The organism is Streptomyces sp. NPDC093260, assembly GCF_040683715.1.
Taxonomy (GTDB): Bacteria; Actinomycetota; Actinomycetes; order Streptomycetales; family Streptomycetaceae; genus Streptomyces; species Streptomyces sennicomposti.
Genome location: NZ_JBFBEK010000003.1, coordinates 1 through 17,649, shown reverse-complemented (window position 1 = coordinate 17,649; position 17,649 = coordinate 1). Strand labels below are relative to the sequence as shown.

General features: G+C 69.7%; 12 protein-coding genes and 2 rRNA genes. 7 read left to right on the top strand and 7 right to left on the bottom strand.

From position 1 onward, the window contains the following. Window positions 1–20: 20 nt before the first annotated feature. Window positions 21–1,148: a phosphate ABC transporter substrate-binding protein PstS gene (gene pstS / locus AB0N63_RS04280; protein WP_365523864.1), complete on the bottom strand. Its 1,128-nt coding sequence runs from the start codon at window positions 1,146–1,148 to the stop codon at window positions 21–23. A 469-nt stretch (window positions 1,149–1,617) separates the two neighbouring features. Here pstS and AB0N63_RS04275 point away from each other — a divergent pair, with 469 nt between their 5' ends. Continuing rightward, window positions 1,618–3,183: an FAD-binding oxidoreductase gene (locus AB0N63_RS04275; RefSeq protein WP_365523862.1), complete on the top strand. Its 1,566-nt coding sequence runs from the start codon at window positions 1,618–1,620 to the stop codon at window positions 3,181–3,183. A 221-nt stretch (window positions 3,184–3,404) separates the two neighbouring features. Here AB0N63_RS04275 and AB0N63_RS04270 read toward each other — a convergent pair whose 3' ends face one another. The 3 genes from AB0N63_RS04270 to AB0N63_RS04260 all read right to left on the bottom strand — a co-directional run bounded on the left by AB0N63_RS04270 (window position 3,405) and on the right by AB0N63_RS04260 (window position 6,230). After that, complete coding sequence (locus tag AB0N63_RS04270) at window positions 3,405–4,109, bottom strand: phosphatase PAP2 family protein (protein ID WP_365523859.1); 705 nt, start codon at window positions 4,107–4,109, stop codon at window positions 3,405–3,407. Between the two features lie 246 nt (window positions 4,110–4,355). Next, window positions 4,356–5,357 (bottom strand): bifunctional lytic transglycosylase/C40 family peptidase, encoded by a 1,002-nt coding sequence (locus tag AB0N63_RS04265; protein ID WP_365524730.1) that lies wholly within the window; start codon window positions 5,355–5,357, stop codon window positions 4,356–4,358. A 153-nt stretch (window positions 5,358–5,510) separates the two neighbouring features. Beyond that, window positions 5,511–6,230 carry a trypsin-like peptidase domain-containing protein gene (locus AB0N63_RS04260; RefSeq protein WP_365523856.1) on the bottom strand — a complete coding sequence of 240 codons (720 nt, stop codon included), beginning with the start codon at window positions 6,228–6,230 and terminating at the stop codon, window positions 5,511–5,513. A 665-nt stretch (window positions 6,231–6,895) separates the two neighbouring features. On the opposite strand from AB0N63_RS04260, the gene AB0N63_RS04255 reads away from it, so the two are divergent. From AB0N63_RS04255 to AB0N63_RS04230, 6 genes are all read left to right on the top strand, one after another. Continuing rightward, on the top strand, window positions 6,896–7,204 hold the full coding sequence (locus AB0N63_RS04255) for a hypothetical protein (protein WP_009189392.1): 309 nt from the start codon (window positions 6,896–6,898) through the stop codon (window positions 7,202–7,204). Between the two features lie 256 nt (window positions 7,205–7,460). Next, a complete protein-coding gene (locus AB0N63_RS04250) occupies window positions 7,461–8,318 on the top strand; it encodes a hypothetical protein (protein ID WP_365523853.1) in 858 nt (285 codons plus the stop codon). Further along, window positions 8,308–9,675, top strand: coding sequence for a hypothetical protein (locus AB0N63_RS04245; RefSeq protein ID WP_365523851.1), 1,368 nt, complete (start codon window positions 8,308–8,310; stop codon window positions 9,673–9,675). Before AB0N63_RS04250 ends, AB0N63_RS04245 begins: the two co-directional genes overlap by 11 nt. Beyond that, window positions 9,672–11,231 carry an SCO6880 family protein gene (locus AB0N63_RS04240; protein ID WP_365523848.1) on the top strand — a complete coding sequence of 520 codons (1,560 nt, stop codon included), beginning with the start codon at window positions 9,672–9,674 and terminating at the stop codon, window positions 11,229–11,231. The genes AB0N63_RS04245 and AB0N63_RS04240 overlap by 4 nt, the downstream gene beginning before the upstream one ends. A gap of 14 nt (window positions 11,232–11,245) precedes the next feature. Continuing rightward, window positions 11,246–12,670, top strand: coding sequence for an ATP-binding protein (locus AB0N63_RS04235; RefSeq protein WP_365523845.1), 1,425 nt, complete (start codon window positions 11,246–11,248; stop codon window positions 12,668–12,670). 26 nt (window positions 12,671–12,696) lie between these two features. Then, on the top strand, window positions 12,697–14,286 hold the full coding sequence (locus AB0N63_RS04230) for a type IV secretory system conjugative DNA transfer family protein (RefSeq protein WP_365523842.1): 1,590 nt from the start codon (window positions 12,697–12,699) through the stop codon (window positions 14,284–14,286). A 32-nt stretch (window positions 14,287–14,318) separates the two neighbouring features. On the opposite strand, the gene AB0N63_RS04225 is transcribed toward AB0N63_RS04230, so the two are convergent. From AB0N63_RS04225 to AB0N63_RS04215, 3 genes are all read right to left on the bottom strand, one after another. Beyond that, window positions 14,319–14,885: a GNAT family N-acetyltransferase gene (locus AB0N63_RS04225; protein WP_365523840.1), complete on the bottom strand. Its 567-nt coding sequence runs from the start codon at window positions 14,883–14,885 to the stop codon at window positions 14,319–14,321. 69 nt (window positions 14,886–14,954) lie between these two features. Next, window positions 14,955–15,071: ribosomal RNA gene (gene rrf / locus AB0N63_RS04220) — 5S ribosomal RNA — on the bottom strand. Between the two features lie 89 nt (window positions 15,072–15,160). Beyond that, a 23S ribosomal RNA gene (locus tag AB0N63_RS04215) occupies window positions 15,161–17,649 on the bottom strand; the annotation flags it as partial.

The following is a 17,649-nucleotide window of genomic DNA, read 5'->3' as shown; positions in this document are numbered from 1 at the left end:
CGGGGCCGGCCGCACTCGGATCAGCTCAGGCCCTCGATGGTGGTGCGGACCTTGCTGATGATGGCGTCGGGGATCGGCGCGTAGTCCTTCTCCGTGAGGATCTTCTGGCCGTCCTCGCTGGCGATGTAGCGCAGGAACGCCTTGGTCGCGGGCAGGGTGTCGGCCTTGTTGCCCTTGTCGCAGGCGATCTCGTAGGTGACCAGGACCATCGGGTAGGCGCCGTCGGCCTTGGTGGCGTAGTTGAGCTGGAGCGCCAGGTCGCTGCCGGTGCCGACGACCTTGGCGTCCGCGATGGCCTTGGTGGCGTTCTCGACGGTGGCCTTGACCGGGGCGGAGGCGCCGGTGGCGACGGCGACCGTGGTCATGTCCTTGGCGTACGACAGCTCGAAGTAGCCGATCGCGCCGTTGGTCTGCTTGACCTGCTGGGCCACACCGGAGGACTGCGGGGCCGCCTGGCCGCCCTTGGCCTGCCAGGCCTTGCCGCCGGAGTACTTCCAGTCGGCGGGCGCGGCGGCCTTCAGGTACTTGGTGAAGTTGTCCGTGGTGCCGGACTCGTCCGAGCGGTGGAACGCCTGGATCTTCAGGTCGGGCAGCTTGGCGTTCGGGTTGAGCTTCTTGATCTCCGGGGCGTTCCAGTTCTGGATCTTGTCGTCGAAGATCTTGGCCAGGGTCGGCGCGTCGAGGACCAGGTCCTGGACGCCGGGGACGTTGTAGCCGACCGCGATCGGGCCGCCGACCATCGGCAGGTCGATGCCCTGACCGCCGGAGCAGACCTTCTTGGACGCGGCGACGTCCTCGGGCTTCAGCGCGGAGTCGGAACCGGCGAAGGCCACCTGACCCTGGCTGAAGGCGGTGACGCCGGCGCCGGAGCCGCCGCCCTTGTAGTTGATCTGCACGCCACAGGCCTGGCTGAACTCCTTGACCCAGGCGTCGATCGCGTTCTTCTGCGCGGACGAGCCGTCGGCGAGCAGCTGGCCCTTGGCCCCGTCGCACTTGACGGAGCTGTTGGAGGCAGCCGTGCTGCTGCCGCCACCGGCGTTGTCCTTGCCGCCCGTGTCGTCGGAGCCGCACGCCGTGAGGGCCAGGGCGCCGGAGACGGCGAGAGCGCCGAGAGCGAGTGCCCGCCGGTTCTTGCGCTGAAGCTTCACTTGAGGGAATTCCTTCCAGGAGCCGCCGTCCTGTCCGGCGGCGTGCGAAGAGTGGGCGACACCGGTGCGCCGAGACGCGCACCAGCACCGGGTAAGGCCGAAATTAGGCAGAACAGGTGAAGCCGCCGATGGCCGGAAGTGAACGAGGGGTGAACCCCTGCCGTCGGCACGGTGAGGTCACGGAACGCTCACGGGGAGAACACGTGCAGGTCCCGACGGGGCGGGCGCCGAGCGGCGCCCTGGGGTGCGACGGGGCGGGCGCCCCACGGCGTCCCGGGATGCGACGGGGCGGGGCGGGTGCGGGGCCGGGGGTGCCGTGCGGGAGGCGGAGAGGAACGGGCCACGCCTCGCAGCGCCCGCGCGGGCGGCCGTCCCCCGCCCCGGCCCGGGGGACTCCCGCCCCGGGGAAGGAACCCGCCGGGCCCGGTGGCCGTCTCGGTTCACGGGAGTCCACAGGGAGGGGCACGACATGGAACGGCGTGCGTTCACAGCGGGCGGCGCGGCGGCACTGGCCGCGTTCGCCACGGGCGCGTGCAGCGGCGGCGGCGCCGGCGCGAACGGCGCCGCGTCCGGCGCGGGCGGCTCCCGTACGTCCCTGGCCGCGCCCGCCGGCCAGGCGCACCGCACCGCCGCCGACTGGACCGCGCTCGCCCACACCCTGGACGGCGCCCTGGTCCGCCCCGGCGACAGCGGCTGGACGACGGCCCGGCAGCTCTACAACACCCGCTTCGACGGCCTGCGTCCGGCCGCCGTCGCCTACGTCGCGCACACCGACGACATCCGCACGGCCCTCTCCTACGCCCGCGCCCACGGCCTGCGCGTCGCCGTCCGCAACGGCGGCCACTCCTACGCCGGCTGGTCCTCCGGCGACAACCGCCTCGTCATCGACGTGTCCCGGCTCGACAAGGTCCGCGCGAGCGGTACGTCCGCGGTGGTGGGCGCGGGAGCGAAACTCATCGACGTCTACCGCGCCCTGGCCGCCAAGGGCGTGACCATACCCGCCGGCTCCTGCCCCACCGTGGGCGTCTCCGGCCTGGTCCTCGGCGGCGGCCACGGAGTCGTCTCCCGCGCCTACGGCCTGACCTGCGACAGCCTCACCCAGGCCACCGTCGTCACCGCCGACGGCAAGGTGCTCACCGCGAACGCCACCGAGAACAAGGACCTGTTCTGGGCGCTGCGCGGCGCGGGCAACGGCAACTTCGGCGTCGTCACCGAACTCCGCTTCCGCACCCACCCCGCGCCCCAGGCGGTCTCGGCCTACCTCACCTGGCCGTGGGCCGAGGCAGCCGCGGTGCTGGCGGCCTGGCAGGAGTGGGGGCCCGGCCAGCCGGACGAGATCTGGTCCTCCCTGCACCTGGAGAAGACCTCCAGCGGCGCCCCGAAGGTCTCGGTGGCCGCCTTCTCCCTCGGCACCTACGGCGAACTGCAGAACGCGGTCGACCGCCTCGCGGCGCGCGTCGGCGCGCACGCCTCCAGCGTGTCCCTGCGCCGCCACTCCTACGAGGGCGCCATGGAGGCGTACGCCGGCTGCTCGTCCTTCCCGACCGAGCCGCAGTGCCATCTGCCCGGTACGACGCCCGGCCGCTCCGCGCAGGGCCGGCTCGGCCGCGAGACGTACGCGGCCCGCTCGGACTTCTTCGACCGCTCGCTCCCGGCGGCCGGGATCCGGACGCTGCTGGCCCAGGTGCGGGCGGTGCGCGGCGGCGCGGGCAGCATCGCGTTCACCGCACTCGGCGGCGCGGTCAACCGCGTCTCGCCCACGGCGACGGCGTTCGTCCACCGCCGCTCGCGGATGCTGGTCCAGTACATCGCGTCCTGGGCCCCCGGCACGGCCGGCACGACGGCCCAGTCCTGGCTGACCACGGCCCACTCGGCGATGCGCCCGCACGCCTCGGGCGCGGCCTACCAGAACTACACGGACCCCACCCTGAAGGACTGGCGCACGGCGTACTACGGCCCGGCGGCCTCCCGCCTGACCCGACTGAAGCACCAGTACGACCCCGAGGGCTTCTTCACCTTCCCCCAGAGCCTGTAGCCCCCGCCTGGCCGCGGGCAGCGCCGCCCCGTGCGCCTGGCCGCGGGCAGCGCCGCCCCGTGCCGCCCCGCATCCGCGGGCACACGCGCCGCCAGGGCGGCCACGGGCGGGCTCGGGGTACCCCCTGCTCGAAGAGCCCGGGGGAGGCACCCTCCAGCGAGGTCAGCGCCCCGCCCGCACCTCAGCCGCGACGGCCCCGCACCCGCAGCGACCCCGCACCCTCACGCGGCCAGATCCCGCTCCTCGGCGGAAGCCCGCTCCTCACCCCGGGTCTCGGCGACGACCGCCCCGGCCCCCCGAGCAGCCCGCCCCCGCACCAGCCAGGCCCCCCAGGCAGTCCCCTCCACCGCCCGCACCACAGGCGTCAGCACAGCCATCGCCAACGGCGACAGCAACAACGCCACAGCAGTCCCCAGCGCGAACCCGCCCACCACGTCGGTCGGATAGTGCACGCCCATGTACACCCGGCAGAACCCCTCCAGCAGCGCGACGCCGATCCCCGCCAGCCCGAACCGCCGGTTGGCCACGAACAGCGCGGCCCCCATCGCCATGGTGATCGTCGCGTGGTCGCTCACGAACGAGAAGTCGGTCTTCCCGGAGACCAGCACATCGAGCCCCTGGTGGTCCCGGAACGGCCGGGGCCGCTCCACGAACCCCCGTATCGGCACGTTCACCAGCACCGCGATCCCGGCGGCCAGCGGCGCCCAGACCAGCGCGGCCACCGACCCGGCGGCGTCCTCGCCGCCCCGCCGCCGCACGGACCACCAGCACCACACGACCAGCAGCACCGAGGCGAGCAGCAGCCCGTACTCCCCGACGTACTCCACGGCCCGGTCGAACCAGTGCGGGGCGTCCTTGGCGAGGCCGTTGATGTCGTAGAGCAGGTCGACGTCGGGGTTCGACCCGGATTCGGCGAGTCCAGCCATGGTGCTGCGGCCCCTTCGTCGTGTCGTTCCGGGCGCACCCAGCGTGCGCCGCTCCTGCCACCCCCGTGGTCGTAGGTCCGCTCCCGCTGCGTGCGCGCGTCACGCGCCGCGCCCGACGTCGGCTTGGCTACGTCAACAGGAACGCACGAGCCCGTTCGATGCGTTCCGCACTCCACCGAATGATCACGCAGACGTTACCGAAGAGAGATGCGTCGCCGCAGCTCAGGGCAGGGGTTCACGCTCGGTTCAGACCGCCGTGGGGAGCGCTTTCGCGCCATCTTCGGTTACCCGGGTCGCCCCGAAGTAGTCCGGTGTGTCGACGGGGTCGAACCGGATCACCGCACCCGTCCGCGGGGCGTCGATCATGTACCCGCCGCCGACGTAGATACCGACGTGCCGGATGGCCCGCGAATTGGTCAGATCGTCGGAGAAGAACACGAGGTCACCCGGGAGCAGTTCCTCCCGCTTGGGATGCGGCCCCGCGTTGTACTGGTCGTTGGCGACCCGCGGCAGGGTGATCCCCGCACTCGCGTACGCGGCCTGCGTCAGCCCCGAACAGTCGAACCGCCCACCCTGCGCGGCGGTCCCCTCCCCACCCCACAGATAGGGCGTCCCCAGCTTGCTCTGCGCATAGGAGATGGCGGCAGCAGCCTGCTGGGACGGATCCACCCGCCGCACGGGCGCGGCGAAGCTCTTCTCCAGGGTGGTGATCGTCTTCACGTAGTTCTGGGTCTCGGGGTACGGCGGCACCCCTCCGTACCGGATGACCGCGTCCGCCCCCGCGTTGTACGCGGCGAGCATGTTGTGGGTGGCGTCGCCGGGCACCGTCCGCACGTACTTGGCGAGTTCGCAGTCGTAGGAGGCGGCCGACGGGATCGCGTCGTCCGGGTCCCAGACGTCGCGCTTGCCGTCGCCGTCGCCGTCCACGCCGTGGGTGGCCCAGGTGCCGGGGATGAACTGCGCTATCCCCTCGGCCGCGGCCGGTGACTTCGCGTTCGGGTTGAACCCGCTCTCCTGGTACAGCTGCGCGGCCAGCAGCGCCGGGTTGAGAGCGGGACATAGGTTGCCCCACTTCTGCACGAGGGTCGAGTACGCGGCCGGCACCGCGCCCTTGGCGAGCCCGACGGCCCCCCCGCCCACGCCGTTCACGATGTTCCCGGCGACGACGTACACGCCGATCACCAGCACCAGCACGAAGGAGACTCCGGAGCCGACGGCGGCGACCGCGATGACCCAGCCCTTACGCACCGTCAATCACCCTCCGCCCGCCGGGAGTCAGCCCAGGCACAGCTTAAGGCCGCCGCGCCCGCTTTTTGAGGGGATCACACGCCAAGAACGGGCCCCGGCCCACCGCGTCTCAGCCACCGGACGGCCGTGACGGCAAGCGCGCCTCCCAGTGCCCTACCGCGCCCCCGAGGCCACCTCGTACAGTTCCGCCGCGTCGTCGCCGAAGACGACGCTGTAGGAGGTGTCCGCGGTGGAGCCGCCCATTTCATGGCCGCCGAGGACGCCGACGACCTCGTGCCGGCCGTTGACCCACGGGCTGCCGCTGGTGCCACTGGTGAACTTCGGGCAGTCGATGCGCTGTTGCGTGGCGCTGTGCACGCTCGGCCGGTTGGTGCAGCGGACGGGCACCTCGCGCTCGTCCGGGTAACCGGTGACCGTCACCGGCGTCGCCCCGGTCCGCCGCCCCGTGGTGAACCGGTCGGCGCCGACGACGTCCTCCACGTCCTCGCCGCGCAGCGGCTCGAGCACGGCGAAGGCCAGATCGCTGTCCTCGTCCTGGTCGCGCGACCAGCCCTGGGGCACGAACCGCTTGCCCACCGACCACACCCCGTACGGCGCCTTGCCGTCGCGGTACCCCGGCACGAAGACGAGGTCGCTGTCGCCGCTCACGCAGTGCGCGGCCGTGAGGATCAGGTTCCGGCCGGCGCTGTGCACGACCGAGGCGGTGCAGAAGTGGTTCCCGGCCAGGGCGCCGGCCTTGTCCGCGCCGAACAGCGCCCCCACCCGGGCGCCCGGCGCAGTGACCGCGGACACCGCGGTCACCCCGAGCGGCCCCGCCCCGTCGTCGGCGGCGGCGACGGAGGCGGAGGTGACCGCGATCAACGTCAGGGCCACGAACAGCGCCTGGTTCCGGGCGCGGTGACGCGGGCGTCCGTGACGAGCGGGACTCTGGGTACCTGAGGTGCGCATCATCAGGCCCCACTGTGGCCCACGAAGCTGGGAAACCGAGCCCGACTTCACTGAGATTTTCCTGTGAAACCCCCGATCACCGCACAGTCTGCCCCGCATCGTCCTCCTTGTCCCGCGCCGGTCCCCGGGCACGGCCGGCGCACCCACGAGCGCCGCCGAGCGCCCTCCGCCGCACCTGATTCCCCGCCGCGCGCCCCCCAGTCCTCACCCCGGGCGCACACTCCGCGGCCCTCGGTCCCGCCGGCGTCCCACCCCGCGGCCCGACGCACCGATCCACCGCCCGCTTCGGCGGCGCCGCAGGGCCGCCCGACCGGCGAAGCGTGAGACCATCGAGTACGTCGCTCACCCGACTGGCCGTCAGAAACCCTGCCGGACCGGAAAGGTGAGAACGACGGGACCACACGACAGGTTCCGGTCGAACTTCATTGCCCGGCGTGACCTGGCGTGATACACACAGTAACCATACGTACGAAACTCGCCAGGCAATGGCGCCAAGTCGACATACGCGGGCGTCATCGTCGGCGACAATGAGCCTGACCTCTGCGCGCCCGCAGGGGCCGCGGAACTACCCACCAGGGGCGGTGACTTACATGCTCTTTGCGGCCGACAAGGGAGACATCAACACCATCATCGGCGGGATCGCTCCGAACTGGGGCCCCTTCGGCAGCCTGGGCAACGAGGCGAAGGTGATGATCGAGGTGGTGATGGCGGTGGCCATCCTGCTCTGCCTCGGCATCGCCGTGTGGGGAGCGGCCAAGCAGCGCATCGGCGCGACCGCGCTGCGTGACACGTTCAGCGCCGAACAGGGCAAGGGCCTGATCATCGCCGGCCTCACCGGGGTGTTCATCATCGGCTCCCTCGGCACCCTGTTCACGATCGTGTACGGCATGGCCGTGTAGAGCGGGCCGACCGGCGCACACCCGCGCACGCCGCGCACGGTGCGCCGCACCGGCCACCGGCGGCCCCCGAGGACGCCGCCGAGTGCCCCCGCTGCCCCCACCCACCCACCGTGCCCACCGGCCGAGGTTGCGCTTCCCTGATGTCGAGTCACCACACCGCGCCCACGCGGCAACCAGCACGGCTACCGTCGTACGTCCAGGCGTCGCACTTCCAGGCGTTCCGGTACGAGGTCGAGGTCGAGGGAGCGTACGGGACATGAGTCTCGGAGACGAGCACGGGTTCGGTGATTCCGCACGCGCCGACGACGAGTACTACGACGGCGGGCGCACCCGCACCAGACTGCCCGACCGCCCCGGCGACCCCTACGGCGGCGCCCGGCGCGGCTCCCGCTCGTCCTCGCGCGGCCTGATCACGGTGGTCGCCGTGGTCGTCCTGCTCATCGGCGCGATCGCCTTCGCGAACCGCGGCGGCGGCGACGGCGGTTCAGCCGCCTCCGACGGCGCCGGCGACAAGCCGAAGGCCGCGGCGACGGCCGCCACCGGCGAGAAACCGGTCACCACGAAGACCGCGGGCATCCCCTCCGGCTTCCCCCACGACGAACAGGGGGCACAGAGCGCGGCGGCGAACTACGCGGTGGCGCTCGGTTCCGCCGAGATGTTCGACGCCGACCGGCGGCACCGCATCGTGAACACCGTCTACGCGCCGGACATCGCCGCTGCCCGCCAGGCCGACCTGGACAGCGCCTACTCCAGCGAGAAGTTCCTCGCCAACATCGGCCTCACCAAGAACGGCACCGCGCCGGCCGGCCAGACGTTCGTCTCACGGGTCATCCCGGTGGGCACGAAGATCGCCGCGCTGAGCGGGGACACCGCCAGCGTCGAGGTCTGGTACACGTCTTTGTTCGGCCTGTCCGGGCAGGCGTCGACCAACCCGGTCTCGGAGAGCTGGTTCACGACCACGTACCAGCTGCGCTGGGTCGCGAACGACTGGAAGATCACCGACTTCCAGCAGAAGGACGGCCCCGTCCCGGTGGGACGCGACCAGCGGGCCTCCACCGCCGACGACATGACGAAGGCCGTCGAGGAGTACGGAGGCTTCACCTATGCGCGCTAACCACCGCTTCCTCAAGGTGTCGGCCGCCGTCACCGCCGTACAGACCGCCGCGGTACTGCTGGCCACCCGCGCCGTCGCCGACCCCACCCCCGGCGGCACCCCGTCGGCGCCCACGTCATCTTCCTCGTCGCCCAGGCCGTCGACGTCGCCGAGCAAGGACCCGTGCGGCCTGATCCGCGGCCCGGCCAAGGACTACTGCGAAAAGGGCAGCGGCGGCACCTCCCGCTCCAACGGCCTCACCACCGACCCCACCTCCACCCTCGACCCCCTCTCCTCCCTCGCCAAGGGCTGCGCCGACGCCGCCTCCTGGACGGTCAAGCAGCTCAGCAAGGCCGTGCAGTCGACCGCCACCGTCGACTTCACCAACCAGAAGTTCCTCCAGCAGTACGCCATCGTCTTCGCGGCCTCGGCCATCCTCACCCTGCTGCTGTGGCTCCTGGCCGTCGCCAAGCGGGCCGTGCGCGGCGTACCGCTGACCACCGCGATCTCCGAGGCGGTCGGCTTCCTGTGGCTGACCGTCCTCGCCTCCGCCTTCACCCCGCTGATCCTCTACACCGTCGTCTCCGCGACCGACAGCGTCAGCGACGTCCTGGCCAAGGCCACCGGCGACCAGACCGGCACGTTCTTCGGCACCTTCGCCGGCGCCCTCGACAAGGGCACCGACATCGGCGGCGGACCGATCATGCTGATCATCGTCTCGCTCATCTCCATCCTCGCCGCCGGCATCCTCTACCTGGAGATGTTCCTGCGCGCCATCCTGCTCTACGTCGGCGCCCTGCTCGGCGTCGTCGTCTACTCCGGGCTGGTCGACAAGAACCTCTGGGGCCACGTCCGCCGCTGGGCCAGCATCATGATCGCCGTCATCCTGGTCAAACCGGTCATCGTCATCGTGCTCGGCCTGGCCAGCGCCCTCACCACCGACGGCGGCCCCGACGCCCTCGGCGCCGTCGTCTCCGGCCTCGCCATCATCCTGCTCGCCATCTTCGCCAGCGCGATGATCTACCGCTTCGTCCCCGGCTTCGGCGACGAGATCGCGGCCGGCCGCAACAACCGCATCATGCAGGGCGCCGAACGCAAGGCCGCCGCCGTCATCAGCTCCCCGGCCACCATGGTCGCCCAGGGCATCAAGACCCACAGCACCCGCGCCGACAGCAACGGCGGCGCACCCTCCGCCCCCCGGCCGGCCAGTCCCGTCTCCGGGGGCGTCGCCGCGCACAGCGCCCGCCCCTCCGACGGCGGCGGCGGAGCCGTCCCCTCCGCCACCCCGGCCCCCCGGGCGCCCAGCCCGGTGAACACCCCGCACGCCAGCAGCACCCGCAACAGCAGTACCAACCGCACGGGAGGTGAAGGGCGTTGACGACCGAGTCCCACGTGTCCCCCGCGGTCACGCCCCGCCGTACATATCTGATCGGCCGCGCCCGGCCGAACGCGATCGTCGGCCGCAACCGCGAGACCGGCGAGATCGCCCTCATCGTCGTGGGCGCGGCCATCGGCATGATGTGCGGGCTCCTCGTCCCCGTGCTGCCCCTGCGCATCCTGCTGCTGACCGGCTTCCCGCTCCTGGCCCTCGCCGCCGTCTACGTGCCCTACCGGCACCGCACCTTCTACAAGTGGTTCGAGATCAACCGCAGCTACAAGCGCACCGTCAAACGCAACGCCGTCTACCGCTCGGGTGTGATGGAGGCCGGCACCCGTATCGACGGCCGGGAGATCGAGATCGGCCCGCCGCCCGGCATCGGCCGCATCACCTGGCTCGCCGCGCCCTTCGGCCCCGACGAGATCGCCGTCCTGCTGCACGCCGACCGCAAGACCGTCACCGCCGCCATCGAGATCGAGGGCCCCGGCGTCGGCCTGCGCGACTCCGAGGACCAGGAAGCCCTCGTCGACCGCTTCGGCACCCTCCTCAAACACGTGGCCAACGGCGACGGCTTCGTCACCCGTCTCCAGATGCTCGCCCGCACCCTGCCCGCCGACCCCGACGCGCACGCCAAGGACGTCGCCCAGCGCGGCGACGAACGCGCCCCGGGCTGGCTCCAGCAGTCCTACGACCAGCTCCAGTCCATGGTGTCCACCAGCAGCGAGCAGCACCGCGCCTACCTCGTCGCCTGCATGCACTTCACCCGCGAACTGGCCGCCGAGGCGCACGCCATGGCCCGCGCCGCCCGCCCGCAGGCCGGCCGCAAGCTCGACCGGGACGCCGGTCTCGCCGTCGTCATGGCCCGCGAGCTGACCGACATCTGCTCGCGCCTCCAGGAGGCCGACATCCGCGTCCGCCAGCCGCTCGGCCAGGGCCGGCTCGCCTCCCTGATCCACTCCATGTACGACCCGGACCACCCGATCGACCACATCCAGGCGATGACCCGGCGCAACGCCTGGCCCGCCGAGCTGGACGCCCGGGAGGCGACGTACCTCCAGGCCAAGACGCGCGAGTCCTCGACCCGCGAGCCCTGGTGCCACGCCACCGCCTGGGTCAAGGAGTGGCCGATGACCCCCGTCGGCGTCAACTTCCTGGCCCCGCTCCTCGTCCACACCCCGGACGTCATCCGCACCGTCGCCGTCACGATGGACCTCGAACCCACCGAGGTCGCCATCGAACGCATGCTCACCGAGAAGACGAACGACGCCGCCGAGGCCAGCCGCGCCGCCAAGATGAACCGCACCGTCGACCCGCGCGACGTCGCCGCCCACAACCGCATCGACCAGCGCGGCGACGACCTCGCCAGCGGCGCCGCCGGCGTCAACCTCGTCGGCTACATCACCGTCTCCTCCCGCACCCCCGAGGCCCTGGCCCGCGACAAGCGGACCATCAGGGCGTCGGCCGGCAAGTCGTACCTCAAGCTGGAGTGGTGCGACCGCGAGCACCACCGCGCCTTCGTGAACACGCTCCCGTTCGCCACCGGAATCCGACGGTAGGGGCTGATGCTCTGATGCGGGACCCGCTGACCGCGCTCACGGACGCCTTCACGTCCTTCCTGTTCGGGAAGGTCGAGACGACCAGGCTCCCAGTGCGCACCTCCACCGGCCAGGCCCAGGCGGTCTACCTGCCCACCGCCGCCCCCGGCCTCGGCGACTCGGGCGTCATCATCGGCCGGGAGGTGTACTCCGGGAAGGGCTACATCTACGACCCCTTCCAGCTGTACGGCCAGCAGCTGCCCGCCCCGCACTGGCTGGTCCTCGGCGAGTCCGGCAACGGCAAGTCGGCGCTGGAGAAGACCTACGTCCTGCGCCAGCTGCGCTTCCGCGACCGCCAGGTCGTCGTCCTGGACGCCCAGGGCGAGGACGGCGTCGGCGAGTGGAACCTCATCGCCGAGGAGCTGGGGATAACTCCCATCCGCCTCGACCCGACGGCCGCCCTCGACCACGGCATCCGCCTCAACCCGCTGGACCCGTCGATCACCACCACCGGCCAGCTGGCCCTGCTGCGGACCATCATCGAGGTCGCCATGGGCCACGGCCTGGACGAGCGCTCCGGCTTCGCCCTGAAGGTCGCGCACGCCTACGTCAACGAGACGATCGTGCAGCGCCAGCCGGTGCTGTCCGACATCGTCGAGCAGCTGCGCCACCCCGAGCCGGAGTCGGCCGAGGCGATGAACGTCGCCATAGACGACGTACGCGCCTGGGGCCTGGACGTCGCCCTGGTCCTGGACCGCCTGGTCGACGGCGACCTGCGCGGCATGTTCGACGGCCCGACCACGGTCGGCATCGACCTGGACGCGCCGCTGATCGTCTTCGACCTGTCCCACATCGACCGCAACTCCATCGCCATGCCCATCCTCATGGCGATCGTCGGCGTGTGGCTGGAGCACACCTGGATCCGCCCCGACCGCAAGAAGCGCATCTTCCTGGTCGAAGAGGCCTGGCACATCATCAACAGCCCGTTCGTCGCCCAGCTGTTCCAGCGGCTGCTGAAGTTCGGGCGCCGGCTCGGCCTGTCCTTCGTCGCGGTCGTCCACCACCTGTCCGACGTGGTGGACGGCGCCGCGGCCAAGGAGGCGGCGGCGATCCTCAAGATGGCCTCCACCCGCACCATCTACGCCCAGAAGGCCGACGAGGCACGGGCCACCGGCCGGGTCCTCGGCCTGCCCCGATGGGCCGTGGAGATCATCCCGACGCTGACCCCGGGCATCGCGGTGTGGGACGTCAACGGCAACGTCCAGGTCGTCAAACACCTGATCACCGAGACCGAACGGCCGCTGGTCTTCACCGACCGCGCCATGACCGAGTCGTCCTTCGACCGCCTCGCCGACGACGCCCTGCGCGCCGCCGAACTGGAGGCCGAGGCACGGGCGGCGGCCTTCGTGGAGCAGCACGTCCCCGACCTGGGCGGCTCCTCCGAGTCGACGGTGGCCTAGGTCGGCCGGCAGAGAGGCGCACAGCGGTGAGACCGGACGACCGCGGGCAGGGCGGTGGCCGTCGGGACGGCCAGGGCGGCATCCCCGACGGCCTGCTGATCGGCCTGCTCGCCTTCCTCCTCGGCATGACCGTGCTGGTGTGGACGGCGACGGGCCTGGCCGGCCTGTTCTCCCACGGCTCCTGGCCGCACGCCGTCTCCTTCACCCGTACGCCTCTGGCCATGCGCCACCTCGTCGCCGAACCGCACGACATCCCCGGTGCCTGGCCCGGCACCCCGCCGGCCGCTCTCTCGGGGTACGGCCTGTTCTGGGGCCTGTTCATCGGCCAGCTGATGGTGCTGTTCGTGCTGACGGTGTTCGTGCTCGGCACGGTGACCCGCTGGCGGGCGGGCCGCGCCCGCAGGCGAGCGGAGGCGGCAGCCGCGCCGGGGCACGGTGCCCTTCTGGAGCCTCAGGGGTCTCGGGAGTCTCCCGCCCACCACGAGGTCCCCGGGCAGCGCACAGCCGCCGTCCCCGCGCAGGACCCGTTCCCAGCGCTCCAGCAGCCGGTACCCGTACGACCGCCCGTCCCGGAGACCGTGCGGGAAGCCCCTGCACGAGAAACCCCCGTACCGGAAGGGCTCGCGCAGGAAGGGCTCACGGTGGGAGCCGAGCCGCCGCCCGCACCCTCCCCGGCGTTCCCGGAGCTCCCGCGGGCCACCGTCGTCGTCGCGCCGCGGGAAGGCCGCCAGGCCCCGGCCGCCCAGGCCATCCGCGACGCGGCCGGACCCGCCCTCGTCGTCACCTCGAACCCGGCGCTGTGGCAGGACACCAAGGACTCCCGCGCCAAACTCGGCCCGGTCCTCCTCTACGACCCCACGCACCTGTGCGACACCCCGGCCCGGCTGCACTGGTCGCCCACGGCGGGCTGCGAGGACAAGCGGACCGCCCTGGCCCGGGCGACCGCCCTCCTCGCCCCGGTCCGCCCCACCGCGAAGATCGACCAGGCGGTCGCCGAGACCGCCGAGACGCTGCTGCGCAGCTTCCTGCACGCCGCCGCCATCGACGGCCGCACCATCCGCCACGTCCACCGCTGGTCCCAGGGGACGCAGCTCCAGGACGCCGTACGGACCCTGCGCACCAACCCGAAGGCGGCCGCCGGCTCCGCGGGCGAGCTGGAGGCCGCGCTCACCGCGCACCCCGAACGCCGGGACATCGCCCAGGAACTGACGAGCCGTGCCCTGGCCTCGCTGTTCACGGTGAACGTCCGCGAAGCCTGCACTCCCCACCGAACTGATGCGCTCGCCTTGGATTCCTTCGTGAACGAAGGGGGAACGCTTTACGTGGTGGGGGAATCCATCGAGGATCCTCGCACCAACCCGGGCGCCATGCCGCTGCTGACGGCGCTCACCGCAAGCGTGGTCGAGCACGGCCGGCGCATGGCCGAACGGTCATCCTCCGGTCGGCTCGACCCACCACTCGCCCTCGTCCTGGACGACGTGGCGGCCGTGGCCCCGCTGCCGCAGCTCCCCGAGCTGCTGGCCAGGGGCACCGACCAGGGACTGCCGACCCTGGCCCTGCTCCGCTCGCGTGAACAGGGCCGCGCCCGCTGGCCGCACGACGAGCTGCCGGTCTGAGGGCCGCCCGTCGATCCCGCTCAGGGGCCACTTCAGGGACGCTCGAGGACGTACTCCAGCTCGGTCTGCTCGGGGTGGCCGATCATGGGCACGGTGTGGCCGCTCGGCACGAAGCCGAACCGCCGGTAGAAGCGCTCGGCCCGCCCGTTGTCCTCGTGCACGAACAGCCGAACCCGGTCCACGCCGGCCGACCAGACCCACTGCACGGACTCGTCGAACAGGACCTCGGTGAGCCCGCAGCCGCGGTGCTCGGGCCGCACGTACACGCCGACGAGATGCCCCTGGCGCTGTTCGACGGTGCAGCCGGTCCAGTCCGTCATCCCGGCCTCCTCGATCAGCGCGGTGACGCTGCCGACCCACTCGCCGCCGGGGGCCTCCGCGATGAACTGCCGCACCGCGGTGGAGCCTTCGGCGGCTCCGGCCGTCCGCTCCCGCCAGTAGGAGTCCGGCCTGGCGGCAGCGTCCTCGTACGTCTCCAGGAAGGCCAGGTGGGCGATCGGGTCCCGCAGCGCACGAAGCCGCAGGGCCTTCACCGCGGGCCACTCGTCGGCGTGTATGGCACGGACCAGGTACTTCTCGTCGCTGTCGGGGCTGCTCATGGGGCCACGGTAGTCCAGAAAAAACGAAGAGGCCCACACCGTTTCGGTGTGGGCCTCTTCTGAAGAATTGTTCGGCGGTGTCCTACTCTCCCACAGGGTCCCCCCTGCAGTACCATCGGCGCTGAAAGGCTTAGCTTCCGGGTTCGGAATGTAACCGGGCGTTTCCCTCACGCTATGACCACCGAAACACTATGAAACTCTCAACCGCACCACACCACAACCATGGCATGGGGTTGTTCGTGGTTTCAGAACCAACACAGTGGACGCGAGCAACTGAGGACAAGCCCTCGGCCTATTAGTACCGGTCACCTCCACACGTTACCGTGCTTCCAGATCCGGCCTATCAACCCAGTCGTCTACTGGGAGCCTTACCCCATCAAGTGGGTGGGAGTCCTCATCTCGAAGCAGGCTTCCCGCTTAGATGCTTTCAGCGGTTATCCCTCCCGAACGTAGCCAACCAGCCATGCCCTTGGCAGAACAACTGGCACACCAGAGGTTCGTCCGTCCCGGTCCTCTCGTACTAGGGACAGCCCTTCTCAAGACTCCTACGCGCACAGCGGATAGGGACCGAACTGTCTCACGACGTTCTAAACCCAGCTCGCGTACCGCTTTAATGGGCGAACAGCCCAACCCTTGGGACCGACTCCAGCCCCAGGATGCGACGAGCCGACATCGAGGTGCCAAACCATCCCGTCGATATGGACTCTTGGGGAAGATCAGCCTGTTATCCCCGGGGTACCTTTTATCCGTTGAGCGACGGCGCTTCCACAAGCCACCGCCGGATCACTAGTCCCGACTTTCGTCCCTGCTCGACCCGTCGGTCTCACAGTCAAGCTCCCTTGTGCACTTACACTCAACACCTGATTACCAACCAGGCTGAGGGAACCTTTGGGCGCCTCCGTTACCCTTTAGGAGGCAACCGCCCCAGTTAAACTACCCATCAGACACTGTCCCTGATCCGGATCACGGACCCAGGTTAGACATCCAGCACGACCAGACTGGTATTTCAACGACGACTCCACACACACTGGCGTGCATGCTTCACAGTCTCCCAGCTATCCTACACAAGCCGAACCGAACACCAATATCAAACTGTAGTAAAGGTCCCGGGGTCTTTCCGTCCTGCTGCGCGAAACGAGCATCTTTACTCGTAGTGCAATTTCACCGGGCCTATGGTTGAGACAGTCGAGAAGTCGTTACGCCATTCGTGCAGGTCGGAACTTACCCGACAAGGAATTTCGCTACCTTAGGATGGTTATAGTTACCACCGCCGTTTACTGGCGCTTAAGTTCTCAGCTTCGCCTGGACGAATCCAAGCTAACCGGTCCCCTTAACGTTCCAGCACCGGGCAGGCGTCAGTCCGTATACATCGCCTTACGGCTTCGCACGGACCTGTGTTTTTAGTAAACAGTCGCTTCTCGCTGGTCTCTGCGGCCACCCCCAGCTCAAGGCGTAAAGCCCCTCACCAGGTGTGGCCCCCCTTCTCCCGAAGTTACGGGGGCATTTTGCCGAGTTCCTTAACCATAGTTCACCCGAACGCCTCGGTATTCTCTACCTGACCACCTGAGTCGGTTTAGGGTACGGGCCGCCATGAAACTCGCTAGAGGCTTTTCTCGACAGCATAGGATCATCCACTTCACCACAATCGGCTCGGCATCAGGTCTCACCCTCCATGAGTGGCGGATTTACCTACCACTCGGGCTACACCCTTACCCCGGGACAACCACCGCCCGGGATGGACTACCTTCCTGCGTCACCCCATCACTCACCTACTAACCGCTCGGTTCAGCGGCTCCACCACTCCCCATCACTCCGAAGAGATCAAGGGCGGCTTCACGGCCTTAGCATCACGATGCTCGATGTTTGACGCTTCACAGCGGGTACCGGAATATCAACCGGTTATCCATCGACTACGCCTGTCGGCCTCGCCTTAGGTCCCGACTTACCCTGGGCAGATCAGCTTGACCCAGGAACCCTTAGTCAATCGGCGCACACGTTTCTCACGTGTGAATCGCTACTCATGCCTGCATTCTCACTCGTCAACCGTCCACAACTACCTTCCGGTGCTGCTTCACCCGGCAGACGACGCTCCCCTACCCATCACAGCCGCCGTTGGGCGTTATGCTGCAATGACACGACTTCGGCGGTACGCTTGAGCCCCGCTACATTGTCGGCGCGGAATCACTAGACCAGTGAGCTATTACGCACTCTTTCAAGGGTGGCTGCTTCTAAGCCAACCTCCTGGTTGTCTCTGCGACTCCACATCCTTTCCCACTTAGCGTACGCTTAGGGGCCTTAGTCGATGCTCTGGGCTGTTTCCCTCTCGACCATGGAGCTTATCCCCCACAGTCTCACTGCCGCGCTCTCACTTACCGGCATTCGGAGTTTGGCTAAGGTCAGTAACCCGGTAGGGCCCATCGCCTATCCAGTGCTCTACCTCCGGCAAGAAACACACGACGCTGCACCTAAATGCATTTCGGGGAGAACCAGCTATCACGGAGTTTGATTGGCCTTTCACCCCTAACCACAGGTCATCCCCCAGGTTTTCAACCCTGGTGGGTTCGGTCCTCCACGAAGTCTTACCTCCGCTTCAACCTGCCCATGGCTAGATCACTCCGCTTCGGGTCTTGAGCGTGCTACTCAACCGCCCTGTTCGGACTCGCTTTCGCTACGGCTACCCCACAACGGGTTAACCTCGCAACACACCGCAAACTCGCAGGCTCATTCTTCAAAAGGCACGCAGTCACGAGAACAAGGCAAGCCT

Coding starts and splice junctions, on each gene's coding strand:
- AB0N63_RS04250 (WP_365523853.1), top strand. CDS start 7,461: ATGAGTCTCGGAGACGAGCACGGGTTCGGTGATTCCGCACGCGCCGAC.
- AB0N63_RS04275 (WP_365523862.1), top strand. CDS start 1,618: ATGGAACGGCGTGCGTTCACAGCGGGCGGCGCGGCGGCACTGGCCGCG.
- AB0N63_RS04235 (WP_365523845.1), top strand. CDS start 11,246: ATGCGGGACCCGCTGACCGCGCTCACGGACGCCTTCACGTCCTTCCTG.
- AB0N63_RS04270 (WP_365523859.1), bottom strand. CDS start 4,109: ATGGCTGGACTCGCCGAATCCGGGTCGAACCCCGACGTCGACCTGCTC.
- AB0N63_RS04225 (WP_365523840.1), bottom strand. CDS start 14,885: ATGAGCAGCCCCGACAGCGACGAGAAGTACCTGGTCCGTGCCATACAC.
- AB0N63_RS04245 (WP_365523851.1), top strand. CDS start 8,308: ATGCGCGCTAACCACCGCTTCCTCAAGGTGTCGGCCGCCGTCACCGCC.
- AB0N63_RS04255 (WP_009189392.1), top strand. CDS start 6,896: ATGCTCTTTGCGGCCGACAAGGGAGACATCAACACCATCATCGGCGGG.